This is a genomic window from Microcoleus sp. LAD1_D5, from assembly GCF_036702115.1.
Classification (GTDB): Bacteria; Cyanobacteriota; Cyanobacteriia; order Cyanobacteriales; family Microcoleaceae; genus Microcoleus.
Genome location: NZ_JAUBSA010000034.1, coordinates 1 through 14,841, shown reverse-complemented (window position 1 = coordinate 14,841; position 14,841 = coordinate 1). Strand labels below are relative to the sequence as shown.

Sequence of the window (14,841 nt, the reverse complement as noted above, 5' to 3'; positions counted from 1 at the left end):
TTGGATTTCTTTGCTCAACCCAACCTCCACAGTTTGTGGTAGTAATCGAAATTGAGTGAAATACAGCACCTCGGTAAGGACACAACAATATTGTATCCCTACTGTGTTGTAGGCAATTGAGAATTGCTATATATATCCTAGTAACCGCTTAACGCTTGGGTTTTTTCACATCAACAGTTTTCGGTTTAGCCGCCGGAGTGCGCGGATAAAATTTAAACTTATTGAGCGCAGCACTTGCCGATTTAGCCACACCGCTATCTATATCTCGCAAAGCTTTTTGTAGCAGCGGAATCACTTTGTCAGACTTAATCATTGCTAGTGCTTCCACAGCAGCTTCGCGCACATCCGGGTGAATATCGTGAGCTAATTTTCCCAATGTTTCTATTGCTCGCTGACCTTCCGATCTCAGAGCATTAGCAGCAGCCATTTTACCTAAAGCAGACGCTGCAAACTTGCGGGTTTCTTTGTCCTGACTTTGAACACATCCCATCAACTGCGGTAGAGAATAGCTTGGTGCTTGTCTGGCAATTGGAAGCTGTTGTTCGACTTCGGGTGGATGTAAATCAATTGGTTGTGGTTCCGAAAAATCTGTGTAATTTAACTCTTCTTCAACTTCGGTTTGATTTAACTCACTTGACAGTTGCTGCAAAACTTCTTCTTGTGATAAACCTTCGGCAAATTCTGTTGAATTTAACTGACTGAACTGCTGCTCCGGGACTTCTTGTTCTACATTACTCTCGTACTGCCCTTGCAAAGACCTGATAGTAGCTTGCATCTGAGCTTCGTGGTCTCTCAACTGCTCGTGAGCCGCTTGCAACTGACTCTCGTATTGCTCTTGCAAAGCCTCCATATTTAACTGCATTTCAACCTCTCGGTTCTCATATTCCTCGGCAATTTGCCTCAAGCGAATTTCGTGTTCATCTTGCAGGTTTTGCAAATGTTGCTCCATCTGAGCTTGATAACTTAGATGCAATTCGTCAGCAACTCTGAGTAAATGATGTTCGTGTTCTGCTTGCAAAGATTGGATATTTTGCTGCATCCTAGCATTGTTAGCCGCTTCTAATTCCTCGCTGATTTGTCGCCGCAGCCCAGGCTCGTCTACGCTGACAACTTGTTGGAGCTGACTGTCGCGTTCTGCCCGAACTTGTTGGAGCTGATTTTCGTATTGAGCTGCAACTTGTTTGAGCTGGTTTTCGTATTGGGTAGTAACTTGTCTGAGTAAATTTTCGTGTTCGATAGTAGCTTTTCTAAGCTGATTTTCCCGTTCTCCTTGCTGAGATTGGACAGCTTGTTGCACCCGAGACATCTGAGCTAATTCTATTTCCTCAGTAATTCTGCGAGTTTGCTGCAAGTATTCTTGCTTTTGCTTCTTTAAGCGCTTTTCCACTAACCAGTAAGCAACTGCTACCCCTGCCAAAAAACCTACGATCGCTCCTATGATACCCACAACTGAGATCCTCCTGACAAAATAGTGATGCTGGACTTTTTACATTTAACCATAGAGCCTCCTGTAACCGCCCAGTAGCAACAGCCAGGCTGTCACTGCGAGCCAGTGAACCGCCACCGCAGGCCAGATAGAACCGCTTTGCAGGTATGCGATGGAGCACGCAACTCCCAAAATTGCCGCCAGCAGCAAAAACACTGGATTCATAAAGGTCGATCGACCAACCGGGTAAAAAGTCAGCGCGTTCAGCGGGTGGTAAACTACAAAAACCGCCAAACTCGCGCATCCCCAAAACCACAGCATTAACCCAGAAGCCTTCTCGAACGGGTGCGGCAGCATTAACACGCGGAACAATAATTCCTCGGTGATGCCCGGACTTAACAAACAGCCAAGAAGCACTCCCACAATTGTACGCCGAGAGGTTTGCACGTCTACTTTTAGAAATCCCGACCAAAAACCCACGGAAAGAGCGATCGAAGTGTAAACCAGCGCGAGCATAGCTGCAACCAGCCAATCGGTGAAATCGGGAATAGTTGAAAAAGCTAGGGTGACGCGGCGTATCAGGAATCCCGGCACCGTGATCGTACTAAAATTTAACATAATCAAACTGATCCTTAAAATTTTCAAACAGATGTTAGCAGTAAGTTGAGCCGTTTATTATGCAAAACCAATCACCCCCGCCCGTCAGAGTCCGCGTTTTTGTTTCGGGATTAGTTCAAGGAGTAGGATTCCGATATTCAACGAGGAATCAAGCAAACTATTTCGGCCTGGGCGGCTGGGTAAGAAATCTCCCCGATGGGCGCGTCGAGGCTGTCTTTGAAGGCTCCAAAAAAGCTGTGGAAGAAATGATTAGTTGGTGCCGCCGCGGCCCCACCGGTGCTACGGTGAGTGAGTTGGTTTTAGAATACGAAGACCCGGAGGGCGACTCCCTTCAAGATAGCTTCGCCGCGCGTACTTTTGAGATCCGCCGATAAAAGAATAAAGGGAATAATCTGCGGTTGAAACCGCTACTGTATAAACGAGGTCTGCCTTGTATAAGGCAGGCTTCGCTCACGCTGACTAAAGAATGAATCGCATAAAAAGCGCGAATTATGTATGGCCAATTTATCAATGATGAGCAAGTTGACTTAAATTAGCAAACAACTGAGCAACTTTGGTCAAATCTTTATCTCCCGGCGCTATTTCTACGCCGCTAGAAAGGTCAACACCGCTGAAGTTATTGCCGATCGCACTATCAATTGCATTTAAAATATTATCGGGTGTTAAACCGCCCGCCAGCAGCCAAGGACAGTGCGGTCTAAACTCTGATAACATCATCCAGTCGATCGTTTTGCCAGTACCGCCGAGTTGATTGGGATGGTAAGCATCCAGCAGTAAAGTATCGACACGAACAGCATAAACAGCAGCGACGGCTAAAGTTTCAGGAGTCTTAACCCTCAGGGCTTTGATAATTTCAATTCCCGGCAAAAACTCCCGCAGTCGATCGCAATATTCCGCTGTTTCATCTCCATGCAACTGCACCCCGCTTAAATTTGACTCTGCCGCTACTTGACAGATATTTTCTATTGTGGTGTTTGCAAAAACGCCGATGCGATCGACATTTTCCGGCAACTGCTCGACAATCAGGCGAATTGTTTCTGGGCTGACATAGCGCGGGGAAGCCGGCACACAGATAAACCCCAAAGCTTGGGCTCCCAAGCGGGCGATCGCAATTCCTTGGTCTAATTTAGTGATTCCGCAAATTTTAACCCGCACTCCGACTCCTCCGTTCCAAATTTGTATCAAAATATAAAGGAATTGTTAACTATTAAAACAAATCTTAGTTTAATGCAAAACGCTTTTTATAATCTTGGAACTCAATATATCTGTGAAATCAGGAGATAAGAACATGATTAACTCATCTTTGCTGTTAGCCCTACAATCTACCGCTCCCTCAACGCCAGAGTGGTCGCCACTGGTAGGACTGACGATGATTTTATGTAATTTGCTGGCGATCACGATCGGCTACTACGGCATCTCCAAGCAAAACCGAGGCAAGGGCCCAGCTTTACCCGTTGCACTCCCTGGAATGTTCAAAGGCTTCGGGGTACCAGAATTGCTGGCAACAGCCAGCTTCGGCCACTTGCTCGGAGCCGGAGTAATCTTGGGCTTGGGTAGCGCCGGAGTTCTGTAAAAATCAGGGGAAAGGCAAAGGAAAGGGGAAGAAAAGATATAATAGAAACTCTTTCTTGCTCTCCTTTCCCAGGAAAATTCATGCAGACAGGTTGGCGAATCGGCTCTTTATTTGGCATCCCCCTAGTTATAGATTATTCGTGGTTTATAATTTTAGCCTTAGCAACCCGCGAATACGCCAGCAGTTACCGCCTGTGGGGGTCTGCGCTCTCCTGGAGTGCGGGGTTAGCAATAGCTCTGCTACTGTTTGCTTCCGTGCTTTTGCACGAACTCGGACACAGCTTGGCGGCGATATCGCAAGGCATTAAAGTTAATTCTATTACCTTATTCTTATTTGGCGGAGTAGCTTCGATCGACTCGGAATCAAAAACTCCCGGTCAAGCTTTTCAAGTAGCTATTGCCGGCCCTCTAGTCAGCTTTGCGGTGTTTTTAATCCTCGGTTTGGGTTCTCAAGTTCTTCCCCCGAAAAGTTTGCTAGGAATTGTCACCGAAAGGGTAGCACTCATCAATCTCGTTTTGGGATTATTTAACTTAATTCCCGGTCTGCCTTTGGATGGAGGACAAGTTTTAAAAGCAGCAATTTGGAAAATCACCGGCTCTCGATTTGCCGGCGTTCGCTGGGCGGCAAAAACAGGACAAGTTTTAGGTTGGCTGGGCGTTGCTTTGGGTCTGAGTTTATGTTTTTTAGCGCGCGAGTTCGGCGGTTTGTGGATTGCGCTGATCGGCGGGTTTGGCATTCGCAATGCCACTGCTTATAGCCGATTGACTTCACTGCAAGAAGCCCTGCTCAAAATTAAAGCCAGCGATGCGATGAGCCGCGAGTTTCGAGTTGTAGATGCAGATTTGACTCTGCGAGAATTTGCCGATCGCTATTTGTTAGAAGTCAATCCGTTTCCATTTTACATTGCTGCGACCAACGGCCGCGATTTGGGCTTAGTGTCGATCGACGATATCCGCTTCACAGAACGCAGTCAGTGGCAAATTCAGACTTTGCACAACATTTTGAAACCCCTGGGAAAAACCCCCACAGTCTCGGAAAAAGCATCCATCGCCGAAGTAATTAACAGCATGGAAGCCCGCCAACTCCCCCGAATCATCGTCCTCTCGCCGATTGGTTCAGTAGCGGGGACGATCGATCGGGGCGACGTGATTAAAGTTTTAGCAAAATACCTCAAACCCCAGATTTCAATCGCCGACATCAAGCGCAGCAAAGAAGAAAACAGCTATCCGCAGGGATTGCAGTTAAGTGCGATCGCCAAAACCGCACAGGAAAACTAAAAATTGGGCATCGGTAAGGGGCATCAGTGATGAGTTAAGATGTAGCCAACTTTGTCACTCTGGGTTGAAACACTAAATTTTATGCCCCCATTCTTTAAGAGAATTTATCATAAATTTGCGGAGGGACGTGGAAAAAACTTAACTTATTTCTTCCCCTTCCCTGACTTGCAGCCTCTTGCTATTATCTGGATTGTCGTGACCGGAACTCTATTGGGAGTGAGGCATTTAGGCGGGTTGCAGCCACTAGAATTAAATGCTTACGACCTCATGGTGCAGTTGCGGCCCGATCGGGGCCCTGACCCCAGGTTGCTTATAGTTGAAATCACAGAGCGGGATATTAATACTATTGAAAAATGGCCAATTTCCGATCGCACTTTAGCAAAAGCGATCGCACAAATAGCGCGTCTTGAACCCCTAGCTATTGGTCTCGATATAATTCGCGACATTCCCTACGAGCCGGGGAATGCAGAATTAGCTATTCAATTGAAAAATCCCAAAATATTTCCGATAACCTTCCGCGGCGACTCAAAGCTGCAGCGAGTGCCACCAAATCCTAACATACCAGAGAATCGGGTAGGATTTAACGATTTAGTAGTCGATCCAGACCGTATAGTGCGTCGCAATTTGATGTTTGCTAGCGAGGGGGAAACGACACAGACTTCATTTTCAATGCGACTAGCTTTTGCCTATTTAAATAGTAAAAAAGTAGAGTCTAAATTGACAGAAAAACAAGAAATCGAGGCTAACAAAATAGTATTTTCAAAATTGCGAGCTGACTCAGGAGGTTATCAAAACATTAATGCCCAAGGCTATCAAATATTGCTCAATTACCGATCTTCTAAAAAGATAGCAGAAACCGTGACCCTAACTCAAGTTTTAAAGGGCAAAGTTGACCCCAAATTGGTAAAAGGTAAAATAGTCTTAATCGGGGTTACAGCCCCAACTGTAAAAGATATTTTTTCTACCCCTTACAGCGCTACTACAAACGGTAATATCCAGACGCCTGGGGTATTAATTCACGCAACGGCCACCAGCCAAATTCTCAGTGCAGTTTTAGACGGCCAAGGGCTATTTTGGTATTGGGACGAATGGCAAGAAATACTCTGGATCGCTGTTTGGAGTGCAGTCGGCGGCTGTTTAGCTTGGCGGCTAGAAAAATCGCTGAATTTGATGGGAAGTGCGATCGCAGCTTGCGGCTCATTATTTGGATTCACCTTTTTCCTCTTCATGCAACAGGGGTGGATACCTCTAATTTCCCCTGCTATGGCACTTTTAATCACCGCAGGAGTCGCAGTCACCTATAAATACGAGCAGTCGAGGCAACAGCAAGGGATTGTGATGAAATTATTAGGACAACAAACTTCACCGGCGATCGCAAATGCGCTGTGGAAAGAACGCGTCCATCTGCTCGAATCAGGGTTATTGCCAGGGCAAAAAGTTACTGCTACGATCATCCTCACCGACGTGCAGGGTTTTAGTACAATCTCCGAAAAACTACCGCCAGAAGTGGTAATGAGTTGGTTAAATGAGTATTTATCCGCAATGGCCCAAGAAGTCCAAGCACATCAAGGTGTGATTAATAAATTTACCGGAGATGGAATGCTGGCAGTATTTGGCGTACCCATTCCCCGCACCACTGCAGAAGAAATTGCAGAAGATGCTCGCCTTGCCGTATCTTCCGCTTTAGCTATAAGTTCGCGCTTGCCAGAAATGAATCAAAATTGGCTCGATCGCGGTTTACCGGCCGTAAAAATGCGAGTAGGCATCTTTACAGGGCCTGTTATGGTGGGTAGTCTGGGAGGCACAACCCGTTTAGAATATGGAGTAATCGGCGACAGCGTAAATATTGCCTCTCGCCTTGAAAGCTGCGAAAAGGATCGGCATGAGGACACTTGCCGGATATTGATTGCAGAAGAAACCTTTCTGCATCTGGCGGACAAATTTGAGGTAGAATCTTGGGGATCTTTACCGTTAAGAGGCAGGGAACAAAAAGTTAATGTCTACCGGATTTTGGGAAGAAAAAAGAAATAAAAAGAGAGAATCTCTCCCTACAAATTCATGGAGTTAATATGAAAACAATTACTAGGTTTCTCATCAATCTGACATCAGTTGGCTCAATAGTATTGATAGCAACACTTAATGCTTCCCAATTAGCAGTTGTGGGACAGCCGGTTCCCCCGAATGTGGGCCAACCACCCACTGTACCGGGAGGGCCGCGCTTCATTCAGCCCCGTGAAGATATTGATGAGCGGCCTCCCACTCAACCGGGACGCCCTGTGCGCGGTGGCTGCGCGAGCATTAGTCAGCTAGGTCTCACAGCCTTAGTGCCTACAAATAAGATCGGACGGACTGTTTTCGACTATCCAACGTTCTTTTTCTACTTGCCTCCAACAGAGGCGGAATCAGCCGAATTTATCTTAAAAGATCAAAGTGGCAACCAGATTTATAAACAGGATCTCACAATTAGCAATTTATCAGGGGTAATCGGCGTTAGTATCCCCACTAACAAAAATGTGCAGCCCTTGGAAGTAGGCAAAAGTTACACTTGGAATTTTACAGTGATTTGCGACTCTCAAGATCGATCGGCAGATCAGATCCAAATCGGTACTGTACGGCGTGTTGAACTCAGTGCAGATATCCGCCGTCAATTAGATCAGGCAGATCCGCGCCAAAAAACCTTTATTTATGCTGAAAATGGGATTTGGCAAGATGCCCTCAGCACTTTAGCTGCCGCTCGCCGTGATCAGCCTAATGATACAACGTTCAAGGCTGATTGGGAAAGCTTGTTGGATTCTGTGAAATTGGGCGAAATTGCCCAAGAGCCGATCGTTCAAACTCAGCCACAGCCATAAGCTGTAGTGCATATAAATTTAACTTTTTTGGTGGCGTTAGAGCAACGGGTCAGAAGACTTTTAATAAAAAGCAGTGTACAAGTTTTTAACTTGTCTCAGTAACAGCCAAAATGGCTGTTCTACAATAAAAACTCTTTGTTGTGGAACGGCCATCTTGGCTGTTCCCAAAAGGTGGCCGACTTTTTGACATCTCCCACAAGAATTATTCCACAAATCTCTTGTGGAACGGTCATCTTGGCTGTTACCAAAAGGCGCGCGGAAAGCCGGCTCGCAAATATGCAGGTTAAATGTGAAACAGCTTATTACTTGTTAATTCCAAAATATCCTGCCATTCCTGATCCGAAAGCGGCTGCACCTCCAAATCAATCTCAAAACAGCGACAAGCCGCCACACTCAAAACATCAATTACAGTGGCAATCAAATCATCTCCCCCTTCAGGTAGAGGTAATTGCACAGGAATTAATTTGTCCCCAAAAACTTGAGAAAACAATTTAACATCCGGCTGCAAACGCATCGAACCGTGCTGCAAAATAGCATCACTCCGTCGCAATTGCGCGCTACCAATTAACTTGCAGCCATCAAGTGTAACTAAATCCGCACCCGTCGCAGTACCAAAACAATTCGGATTGTGAATATAACCCCTTCCAGCTTCCCCGTAGTGCAAATCCAAACCCATCGCCCTCCAACCCTCAATCAAAAACTCGCAAATAGTCTGATAAGCTTTCATACGGCTGCTTCCAAATCCCGACGCCACAACTGCATAAGTTAAATCCCCTTGGTGCAGCACGGCGCGCCCGCCGCTGGGCCTCCTCACCAACTCCACAGGCATTCCCTGCCAAGACAACTGCTGCCAAAACTCCGGCCATCGGCGCTGGTGGTAGCCCAAGGAAATCGCCGCCGGTTGCCAAGTGTAAAATCGCAAAGTTGGCGGATGTTTGCCCGCTAGATGCTGTTCCAGCAGCCATTGGTCGATCGCCATCTGCACGCTACCAGACGCCGACAATAGTGGAATTAAACGCCAAACAGAATTAGCCATCAGTCGCGAGTCCTTAGTTTCTACTCAATAATTCGCAGAATGTTTTAAAATTAGTAAGAGTTTTTTTGGCCTGTCTTCTCAGTTGGTACAAGTTTCCCGCCCGCCGGTGCTTTAGAAATAAATAGAAAAAATAATCGCAGAACCATGAGCAACAGTGTAATTGTCATTAACGACGAAAAATTTGAAACAGAAGTCCTGAAAGCAGAGCAACCAGTGCTTGCCTATTTTTGGGCTACTTGGTGCGGGCCTTGCAAACTGATCGCGCCTTCGATAGACTGGGTGGCGGCCAACTACAGCGATCGGCTGAAAGTGGTTAAAATGGAAATTGACCCCAATCCTAATACTGTCAAGCAGTATAAAGTAGAAGGAGTCCCAGCTCTCCGGCTATTTAAAAATGCCGAAGTAGTGCTTTCTCACGAGGGAGCTATTACTAAACAAACTTTAATCGGTTTGCTCGACGATCACTTATAAAGTGTGGAAATGATTCGGGAGTTTCCAACTCCCAACTTACAACTCTAGCCATCGCACATATTTTTTTAACATCTCTCTTTGATCCTCGATATTCCTCTCTGACTCTGCGCCCTCTGCCCTCTGCGCTCTCTGCGGTTAGTAAAAAAAAATAATTTAGCTAATATAAAAATATTCCTTAAAATTCCCCAAAAATACAGAAAATATGCAATTTGCTAAACGTTTAGATCCACTGCAATTTAATGTATTTGCCGATATGGATCGGGCAAAAGCTCAAGCTAGAGCAGCGGGACAAAATGTGATTGACTTGTCTCTGGGTTCTTCGGATTTGCCGGCGGCGGCTCATATTACAGATGCGATCGCACATTCTCTGTCCGACACCAGCACTCACGGCTATTTGCTGTTTAACGGGACGAAATCTTTTCGGGAAGCAGCAGCTATTTGGTACGAGCAAAAATTTGGCATTTCAGTCAATCCAGAAACAGAAGTGCTGCCGTTAATTGGTTCCCAAGAAGGCACGGCGCATATGCCTTTAGCTGTACTCAACCCGGGAGATTTTGCTTTGTTGCTCGATCCGGGCTATCCTTCCCATGCGGGCGGTGTGCATTTGGCTGGCGGTCAAATTTATCCGATGCCGATATTAGCAGAAAATGCGTTTTTGCCGATATTTGAAGATATTCCGACAGCAGTGCTGGCTGAGTCGAAGATGATGGTTTTGAGCTATCCTCACAATCCTACAACTGCGATCGCCCCGGTTGCTTTTTTTGAGAAAGCTGTGGCTTTTTGTCGAGAACATGGGCTGGTTTTAGTTCACGATTTCCCTTATGTGGATTTGGTGTTTGACGATCGCAATTCTCTCATAGAGGCAGAGTCTGGTAACGAGGAAGAATATCGAAAATTGATGGCGCCGTCAATATTTCAGGCCGATAGAGATAAGAGTGTGGCGATCGAGTTTTTTACACTATCCAAATCGTACAGTATGGGAGGTTTTCGCGTCGGATATGCGATCGGCAATTCCGAACTAATTGCAGCCCTGCGACAGGTAAAAGCCGCAGTGGACTTCAACCAATACCGAGGGATTTTAAACGGAGCGATCTCCGCATTAACGGGCCCTCAAGATACCGTCAGAACCAGCGTAGAAACCTTCAGAAAACGCCGGGATGCCTTTGTAAACGCGCTACAGGGCATCGGCTGGCAAGTGCCCGTACCCCCCGCCACCATGTACGTCTGGGCGAAACTGCCGGAACCTTGGGCCCAAGATTCCGTGAAATTTTGCACTCAGCTAGTACAGAGTACAGGAGTCGCAGCTTCCCCCGGTGCCGGTTTCGGGAAATCAGGAGAAGGCTACGTGCGATTTGCCTTAGTCGAGTCGCCAGCAATTTTGGAAACAGCAGTTAGAAAAATTGCTGAGTTTCTCAATTGAGCGATGTAATCTGTTTCAACTTAACTCGAAACACCCTCGTGAAACTTAAGCCCACCAGACTTGAGCTTTGCGGCAGGGGTTTTAACCCCTGCCGGACTGGGGTTTTGACGTTTTTGGACACAGGATCAAGGGCACGGCGTTTAAGTGCTTACCCGTAGCTCAAGATGGATGCAATTGCTAAAATAGTGTGATTTCTACCTAAAGGAATAGATATTTGCACGCAGTATCTGTCACAATTTCTTTTAAGAAATGTTAACGTGAGACATCTTGGGAATTACCAGTTCCGCTCACCCACTCTAAAAATCCTTGAAGTGAATTCTGTCGGGGTAGCGATTGTTCCGTAGCGGCTAGCGCACACCCGAAAAAGACCACACTGCCCAAAATTGCAATCAGCGGAAAAGGCTTACCCAGCCCAAAGTCCCGCTGAAGGCGAGCTAACGGTCTGCTCTCGCGCCTGAGCATCTTTCCCACCGTCAGTTGTTTGAGACTAAAAGGATCGCGCACAAAATGACCGCTCCAGCTAATTACCATATGAGAATGGCAGTGGGGACAAGTGAATAGTCCACTGACCATGCCGACTGGGCCTACGACGCTGGAACGGTTGCAGATCGGGCAAGTGACAGAATGAGTGTTATAGGTGGGAGCGTTCATAACTGTTTTTCTTGAGTAAAAAAAACTAACAAGTAATTGGGGGCCTGTGTTAACGCTTAAGGTATAGACCTTGAGAGGCACTTTTCCTTAATTCCTAGTTTACCGCTCCGATCGGGTCGATCGGAGCTCACTGCTTGGGAAAACCTTCAACTTGCCAATCCCGCAACGAGTGCAAGTCGGGAGCGCAGGTGAGATTATATTGCAAGGGAGTTACGGTTATTCTGTTGTCGCGAATAGCTTGTACGTCCGTAGGGATATCATGCGGCACCGCCGAATCGGCGCTTTCTTCTACATCTTCTAACAATTCCCCAGCCAGCCAATAATAAGTTTTGCCGCGTGGATCGGTGCGCTTTTGAAATATGTCGAAATAGCGGCGAATGCCTTGACGGGCGATCGCAACTCCGGTAATTTCTGCTTGTGTAACTGCCGGTATGTTGACGTTCAACAGCATCGGTTTCGCCATTGGCTGTTTTTCCAACTGTGCCAGCAAGGTGACAGCGAAATCCACCGCCGGCCCAAATTCCTGCGAAGTAAAGCTGGCGAGGCTGAAAGCAATGCTGGGAATGCCTTCCATAATTCCTTCCATTGCTGCCGAAACCGTACCCGAACAGATGATATCCGTGCCTAAATTGGGCCCGTGGTTGATACCGGAAAGAACAAAATCCGGCGGTTTGTCAAGTAAAGCCCACAAAGCAAGTTTCACGCAGTCGGCGGGAGTGCCCGAACAGGCCCAAGCTTGGACTGCGGGATCAAAAATAGATTCGACAATTTCGGCGCGGATGGGTTGGTGCAAGGTAAGGCCGTGGCCGGTAGCGGAGCGCTCTCTGTCGGGACAAACTACGCTCACGTCGTGGCCAGCGGCGGCGAGAGCGTTGGCGAGGCTGCGGATGCCTTGTGCAAAGATGCCGTCGTCGTTGCTAATTAAAAGTTTCATTGAAATTTTTATAGGCCTTATAACAATACTAAACTAGATTCAACTAGGGCGATCGCTCTAACATCGAATTACTTATTACAAATTATCCGTAACTGCCGAAAATCTAAAATCTAAAATCTAAAATCAACAAGACTGTAGAGCCAAAATTGCGCTAAACTCAACTTGGCCCAAAACAGCCATCAATCTAAAATCTAAAATCTAAAATCTAAAATCAAAATGACTGTCCAGCTAAGCGACATTGAAACTCAACTAGAAACCCTCGGTCAAGAGTCAAAAAGTGCGATCGCCACTGCCAATACCCTCGAACAACTCGAACAGTTGCGCGTCGGCTACCTCGGCAAAAAAGGCCAACTGTCTCAAATTTTAGGCATGATGGGCAAACTGTCGCCAGACCAACGACCTAAAGTAGGTGCGATCGCCAATACAGTCAAAGAAGCCCTGCAAGCCGATTTAGAAGACAAGCGCGCCGCCCTCCAAACCGCCCAAATTGGAGCCAAATTAGCCTCAGAAACCATCGATGTCACCATGCCGGGGATTTTTCGCCCCCAAGGCCGCGTACACCCATTAAACGCAGTCATAGACCGCGCTCTCGATATCTTTGTCGGCCTCGGCTACACCGTCGCCAACGGCCCGGAAATGGAAACAGATTATTACAACTTCGAGGCGCTGAACACACCGCCAGACCACCCAGCGCGGGATATGCAAGATACATTTTACTTGCCCGGTGGCGACTTGCTGCGGACTCAGACATCATCAGTGCAAATTCGTTACATGGAACAGCACAAACCGCCGATTCGGATTGTCTCTCCCGGCCGCGTTTACCGCCGCGATACTGTTGATGCTACTCACGCCGCAGTTTTCCACCAAATTGAACTTTTAGCAATTGATGAAGGTCTGACATTTACTGACTTGAAAGGCACAATTAAAGAGTTTTTGCGGCAAATGTTCGGGCAAGATTTGCCGATTCGTTTCCGCACCAGTTACTTTCCGTTTACGGAACCTTCTGCCGAAGTTGATTTGCAGTGGAACGGCAAATGGCTGGAAGTTTTGGGCTGCGGAACTGTCGATCCTAACGTTCTTAAAGGAGTCGGTTTAGATCCAGAAAAATATACTGGGTTTGCTGCAGGTTTTGGTGTCGAGCGGTTCGCAATGGTACTTTATGAAATCGACGACATTCGCCGGGTTTATGCTAGCGACTTGCGCTTTTTGCGGCAATTTTAAAGAAGGGCTTCGGGTCGGTTACACGAGCCGTATAGAGGTCTTGGTCAATGTACATCAATCTTTCAGTTTCAAGTAAGTAAGTACAAATAAACATCACTTGGGGAGAGGGCGGGTTCTGCAACGATGACTCGCCCTTACTGTAGATAAGCGCTAAAGCCGCCCCTACAAGCCCCTGCAAGATATTATTGTTTTTTTGCGCTTACCTACTTATTTATGGTCTACTTGCTAAAAACACCCTTGATGCTGTCAACAGCGCTCTCGACAGCATTCTTGGTATTATCTACTGCTTTCTGAGTCCGAGCTGAATCTTCCGATGCTCTTTTCTCAATTGTGGCCGCATCTTTCTTAGCTTTGCGCTCTACTACACTACCATCCTCCGATGATCGATCGACTTTAGCAGCATTTGTCTTGGCAGTTTCCTTAACCTTCTCTTCTGTATCTCGGATGAAGTTCTTGGCTCGTCCAGCATCTTTGCTGGCTTTTTCTTGAACCTTATCGCCCGCATCTGCTTCTGCTGCCATCGAGTTTACAGCAGGAGAGGCCATTGCTGCGGTGTTCGAGAAGAATGCACCAGACCACACGAAGGCCATCGCTGACACGCAAAGCATAGTTGCAGCCATCAAGCGCCCGACAGTCGCCAGTTGTTTGGTAAAATAATTCAGTTTCATAGAATACAAAAGAAGATATGACATTCTATTTTTACTCGATTTGAGCGATCGGCGTAACCGTTCTCTAGATAGAGGTTATCCACCGACGAGCGGTTAAAAAAGTTCCCTCTTTTGATAGATGGAGGCAAGGAATGTCAGTCAATTTTAGATTTTAGATTTTAGATTTTAGATTTTAAATTTTAAATTTTAGAGTTGACTCCCCAGCCCCCATTGGGACGCTTGAACTTTGCTGAGTCGATTTTAGATTTTAGATTTTAGATTAAACAATTGATATCAAATCTGTTAGGAGCGGAATTATTCATATATCTCTGAGCTGCATCTGCGTGAATCAGCGTCAATCCCTTGTCATCTGCGGTCCGAGAAATTTTCTTTCTTTTACCGCAGATGAGGGCAGATAAACACAGATTAAGGTAGAGGAATTATATCAATTCCGGTTGCAGCTTCCGTGACTGTTGACTGGATTTTACCAAAACGATGCTGCCGGATTTGATATGAGTCCACAACCGGATCGCATATCGGCGCGCTTAAGTAGATAGGCGGGAAAAATTATCTTTATGCAACTAAACATTAACTAGCGTGAGTTAAGTTAAATTTAACACATTGTTTACGGCCAGTAAGTAGGGCTTGCTGAAAAAGTGAGAAAACAGCATTTAGAAAGATGAGTGAATTCGAGTTCTCCTCGGCAATATAAGTT

Annotated in this window: 15 protein-coding genes; 8 read left to right on the top strand and 7 right to left on the bottom strand. The window is 46.4% G+C overall.

Annotated features, from left to right (window positions below; genetic code table 11):
- Positions 1-148: 148 nt before the first annotated feature.
- Together QUA70_RS15875 and QUA70_RS15870 are read right to left on the bottom strand one after the other, a co-directional pair.
- Entirely contained in the window at positions 149-1,447 is a 1,299-nt protein-coding gene (locus tag QUA70_RS15875) for a HEAT repeat domain-containing protein (RefSeq protein WP_333348512.1), read from the bottom strand.
- Positions 1,448-1,492: 45 nt separating this feature from the next.
- Positions 1,493-2,044: a CPBP family glutamic-type intramembrane protease gene (locus tag QUA70_RS15870; protein ID WP_333348514.1), complete on the bottom strand. Its 552-nt coding sequence runs from the start codon at positions 2,042-2,044 to the stop codon at positions 1,493-1,495.
- A gap of 59 nt (positions 2,045-2,103) precedes the next feature.
- Between QUA70_RS15870 and QUA70_RS15865 the strand changes: the two genes are divergently transcribed.
- Positions 2,104-2,418, top strand: a complete 315-nt coding sequence (locus QUA70_RS15865) for an acylphosphatase (RefSeq protein WP_333331565.1) — start codon at positions 2,104-2,106, stop codon at positions 2,416-2,418.
- 133 nt (positions 2,419-2,551) lie between these two features.
- On the opposite strand, the gene QUA70_RS15860 is transcribed toward QUA70_RS15865, so the two are convergent.
- On the bottom strand, positions 2,552-3,199 hold the full coding sequence (locus QUA70_RS15860) for a phosphoribosylanthranilate isomerase (RefSeq protein ID WP_333348516.1): 648 nt from the start codon (positions 3,197-3,199) through the stop codon (positions 2,552-2,554).
- Between the two features lie 133 nt (positions 3,200-3,332).
- Between QUA70_RS15860 and psaK the strand changes: the two genes are divergently transcribed.
- The 4 genes from psaK to QUA70_RS15840 all read left to right on the top strand — a co-directional run bounded on the left by psaK (position 3,333) and on the right by QUA70_RS15840 (position 7,746).
- A complete protein-coding gene (gene psaK, locus QUA70_RS15855; protein WP_333348518.1) occupies positions 3,333-3,617 on the top strand; it encodes a photosystem I reaction center subunit PsaK in 285 nt (94 codons plus the stop codon).
- A gap of 80 nt (positions 3,618-3,697) precedes the next feature.
- The gene (locus tag QUA70_RS15850) at positions 3,698-4,894 is read left to right on the top strand and encodes a site-2 protease family protein (protein ID WP_333331575.1); all 1,197 of its coding nucleotides are present in this window, start codon (positions 3,698-3,700) and stop codon (positions 4,892-4,894) included.
- 81 nt (positions 4,895-4,975) lie between these two features.
- Positions 4,976-6,925 carry an adenylate/guanylate cyclase domain-containing protein gene (locus tag QUA70_RS15845; RefSeq protein ID WP_333410496.1) on the top strand — a complete coding sequence of 650 codons (1,950 nt, stop codon included), beginning with the start codon at positions 4,976-4,978 and terminating at the stop codon, positions 6,923-6,925.
- 38 nt (positions 6,926-6,963) lie between these two features.
- Complete coding sequence (locus tag QUA70_RS15840) at positions 6,964-7,746, top strand: DUF928 domain-containing protein (protein WP_333348522.1); 783 nt, start codon at positions 6,964-6,966, stop codon at positions 7,744-7,746.
- 283 nt (positions 7,747-8,029) lie between these two features.
- Here QUA70_RS15840 and QUA70_RS15835 read toward each other — a convergent pair whose 3' ends face one another.
- A complete protein-coding gene (locus tag QUA70_RS15835; protein ID WP_333348524.1) occupies positions 8,030-8,782 on the bottom strand; it encodes a biotin/lipoate A/B protein ligase family protein in 753 nt (250 codons plus the stop codon).
- Positions 8,783-8,926: 144 nt separating this feature from the next.
- On the opposite strand from QUA70_RS15835, the gene QUA70_RS15830 reads away from it, so the two are divergent.
- Both QUA70_RS15830 and QUA70_RS15825 read left to right on the top strand, forming a co-directional pair.
- The gene (locus QUA70_RS15830; RefSeq protein ID WP_333348526.1) at positions 8,927-9,253 is read left to right on the top strand and encodes a thioredoxin domain-containing protein; all 327 of its coding nucleotides are present in this window, start codon (positions 8,927-8,929) and stop codon (positions 9,251-9,253) included.
- A gap of 202 nt (positions 9,254-9,455) precedes the next feature.
- Positions 9,456-10,673 carry an LL-diaminopimelate aminotransferase gene (locus QUA70_RS15825; protein ID WP_333348528.1) on the top strand — a complete coding sequence of 406 codons (1,218 nt, stop codon included), beginning with the start codon at positions 9,456-9,458 and terminating at the stop codon, positions 10,671-10,673.
- Between the two features lie 252 nt (positions 10,674-10,925).
- Here the strand turns inward: QUA70_RS15825 and QUA70_RS15820 are convergent, their stop codons facing one another.
- Positions 10,926-11,324, bottom strand: coding sequence for a hypothetical protein (locus QUA70_RS15820; protein ID WP_333070462.1), 399 nt, complete (start codon positions 11,322-11,324; stop codon positions 10,926-10,928).
- 127 nt (positions 11,325-11,451) lie between these two features.
- Positions 11,452-12,258: a 5'/3'-nucleotidase SurE gene (surE, locus tag QUA70_RS15815; protein ID WP_333348530.1), complete on the bottom strand. Its 807-nt coding sequence runs from the start codon at positions 12,256-12,258 to the stop codon at positions 11,452-11,454.
- A 216-nt stretch (positions 12,259-12,474) separates the two neighbouring features.
- Between surE and pheS the strand changes: the two genes are divergently transcribed.
- Entirely contained in the window at positions 12,475-13,479 is a 1,005-nt protein-coding gene (gene pheS, locus QUA70_RS15810; RefSeq protein WP_333331597.1) for a phenylalanine--tRNA ligase subunit alpha, read from the top strand.
- A gap of 218 nt (positions 13,480-13,697) precedes the next feature.
- On the opposite strand, the gene QUA70_RS15805 is transcribed toward pheS, so the two are convergent.
- A complete protein-coding gene (locus QUA70_RS15805; protein WP_333348532.1) occupies positions 13,698-14,171 on the bottom strand; it encodes a hypothetical protein in 474 nt (157 codons plus the stop codon).
- Positions 14,172-14,841 lie beyond the last annotated feature (670 nt).

Coding starts and splice junctions, on each gene's coding strand:
- QUA70_RS15870 (WP_333348514.1), bottom strand. CDS start 2,044: ATGTTAAATTTTAGTACGATCACGGTGCCGGGATTCCTGATACGCCGC.
- QUA70_RS15865 (WP_333331565.1), top strand. CDS start 2,104: ATGCAAAACCAATCACCCCCGCCCGTCAGAGTCCGCGTTTTTGTTTCG.
- psaK (WP_333348518.1), top strand. CDS start 3,333: ATGATTAACTCATCTTTGCTGTTAGCCCTACAATCTACCGCTCCCTCA.
- QUA70_RS15850 (WP_333331575.1), top strand. CDS start 3,698: ATGCAGACAGGTTGGCGAATCGGCTCTTTATTTGGCATCCCCCTAGTT.
- QUA70_RS15845 (WP_333410496.1), top strand. CDS start 4,976: ATGCCCCCATTCTTTAAGAGAATTTATCATAAATTTGCGGAGGGACGT.
- QUA70_RS15840 (WP_333348522.1), top strand. CDS start 6,964: ATGAAAACAATTACTAGGTTTCTCATCAATCTGACATCAGTTGGCTCA.
- QUA70_RS15835 (WP_333348524.1), bottom strand. CDS start 8,782: ATGGCTAATTCTGTTTGGCGTTTAATTCCACTATTGTCGGCGTCTGGT.
- QUA70_RS15830 (WP_333348526.1), top strand. CDS start 8,927: ATGAGCAACAGTGTAATTGTCATTAACGACGAAAAATTTGAAACAGAA.
- QUA70_RS15825 (WP_333348528.1), top strand. CDS start 9,456: ATGCAATTTGCTAAACGTTTAGATCCACTGCAATTTAATGTATTTGCC.
- QUA70_RS15820 (WP_333070462.1), bottom strand. CDS start 11,324: ATGAACGCTCCCACCTATAACACTCATTCTGTCACTTGCCCGATCTGC.
- surE (WP_333348530.1), bottom strand. CDS start 12,258: ATGAAACTTTTAATTAGCAACGACGACGGCATCTTTGCACAAGGCATC.
- pheS (WP_333331597.1), top strand. CDS start 12,475: ATGACTGTCCAGCTAAGCGACATTGAAACTCAACTAGAAACCCTCGGT.
- QUA70_RS15805 (WP_333348532.1), bottom strand. CDS start 14,171: ATGTCATATCTTCTTTTGTATTCTATGAAACTGAATTATTTTACCAAA.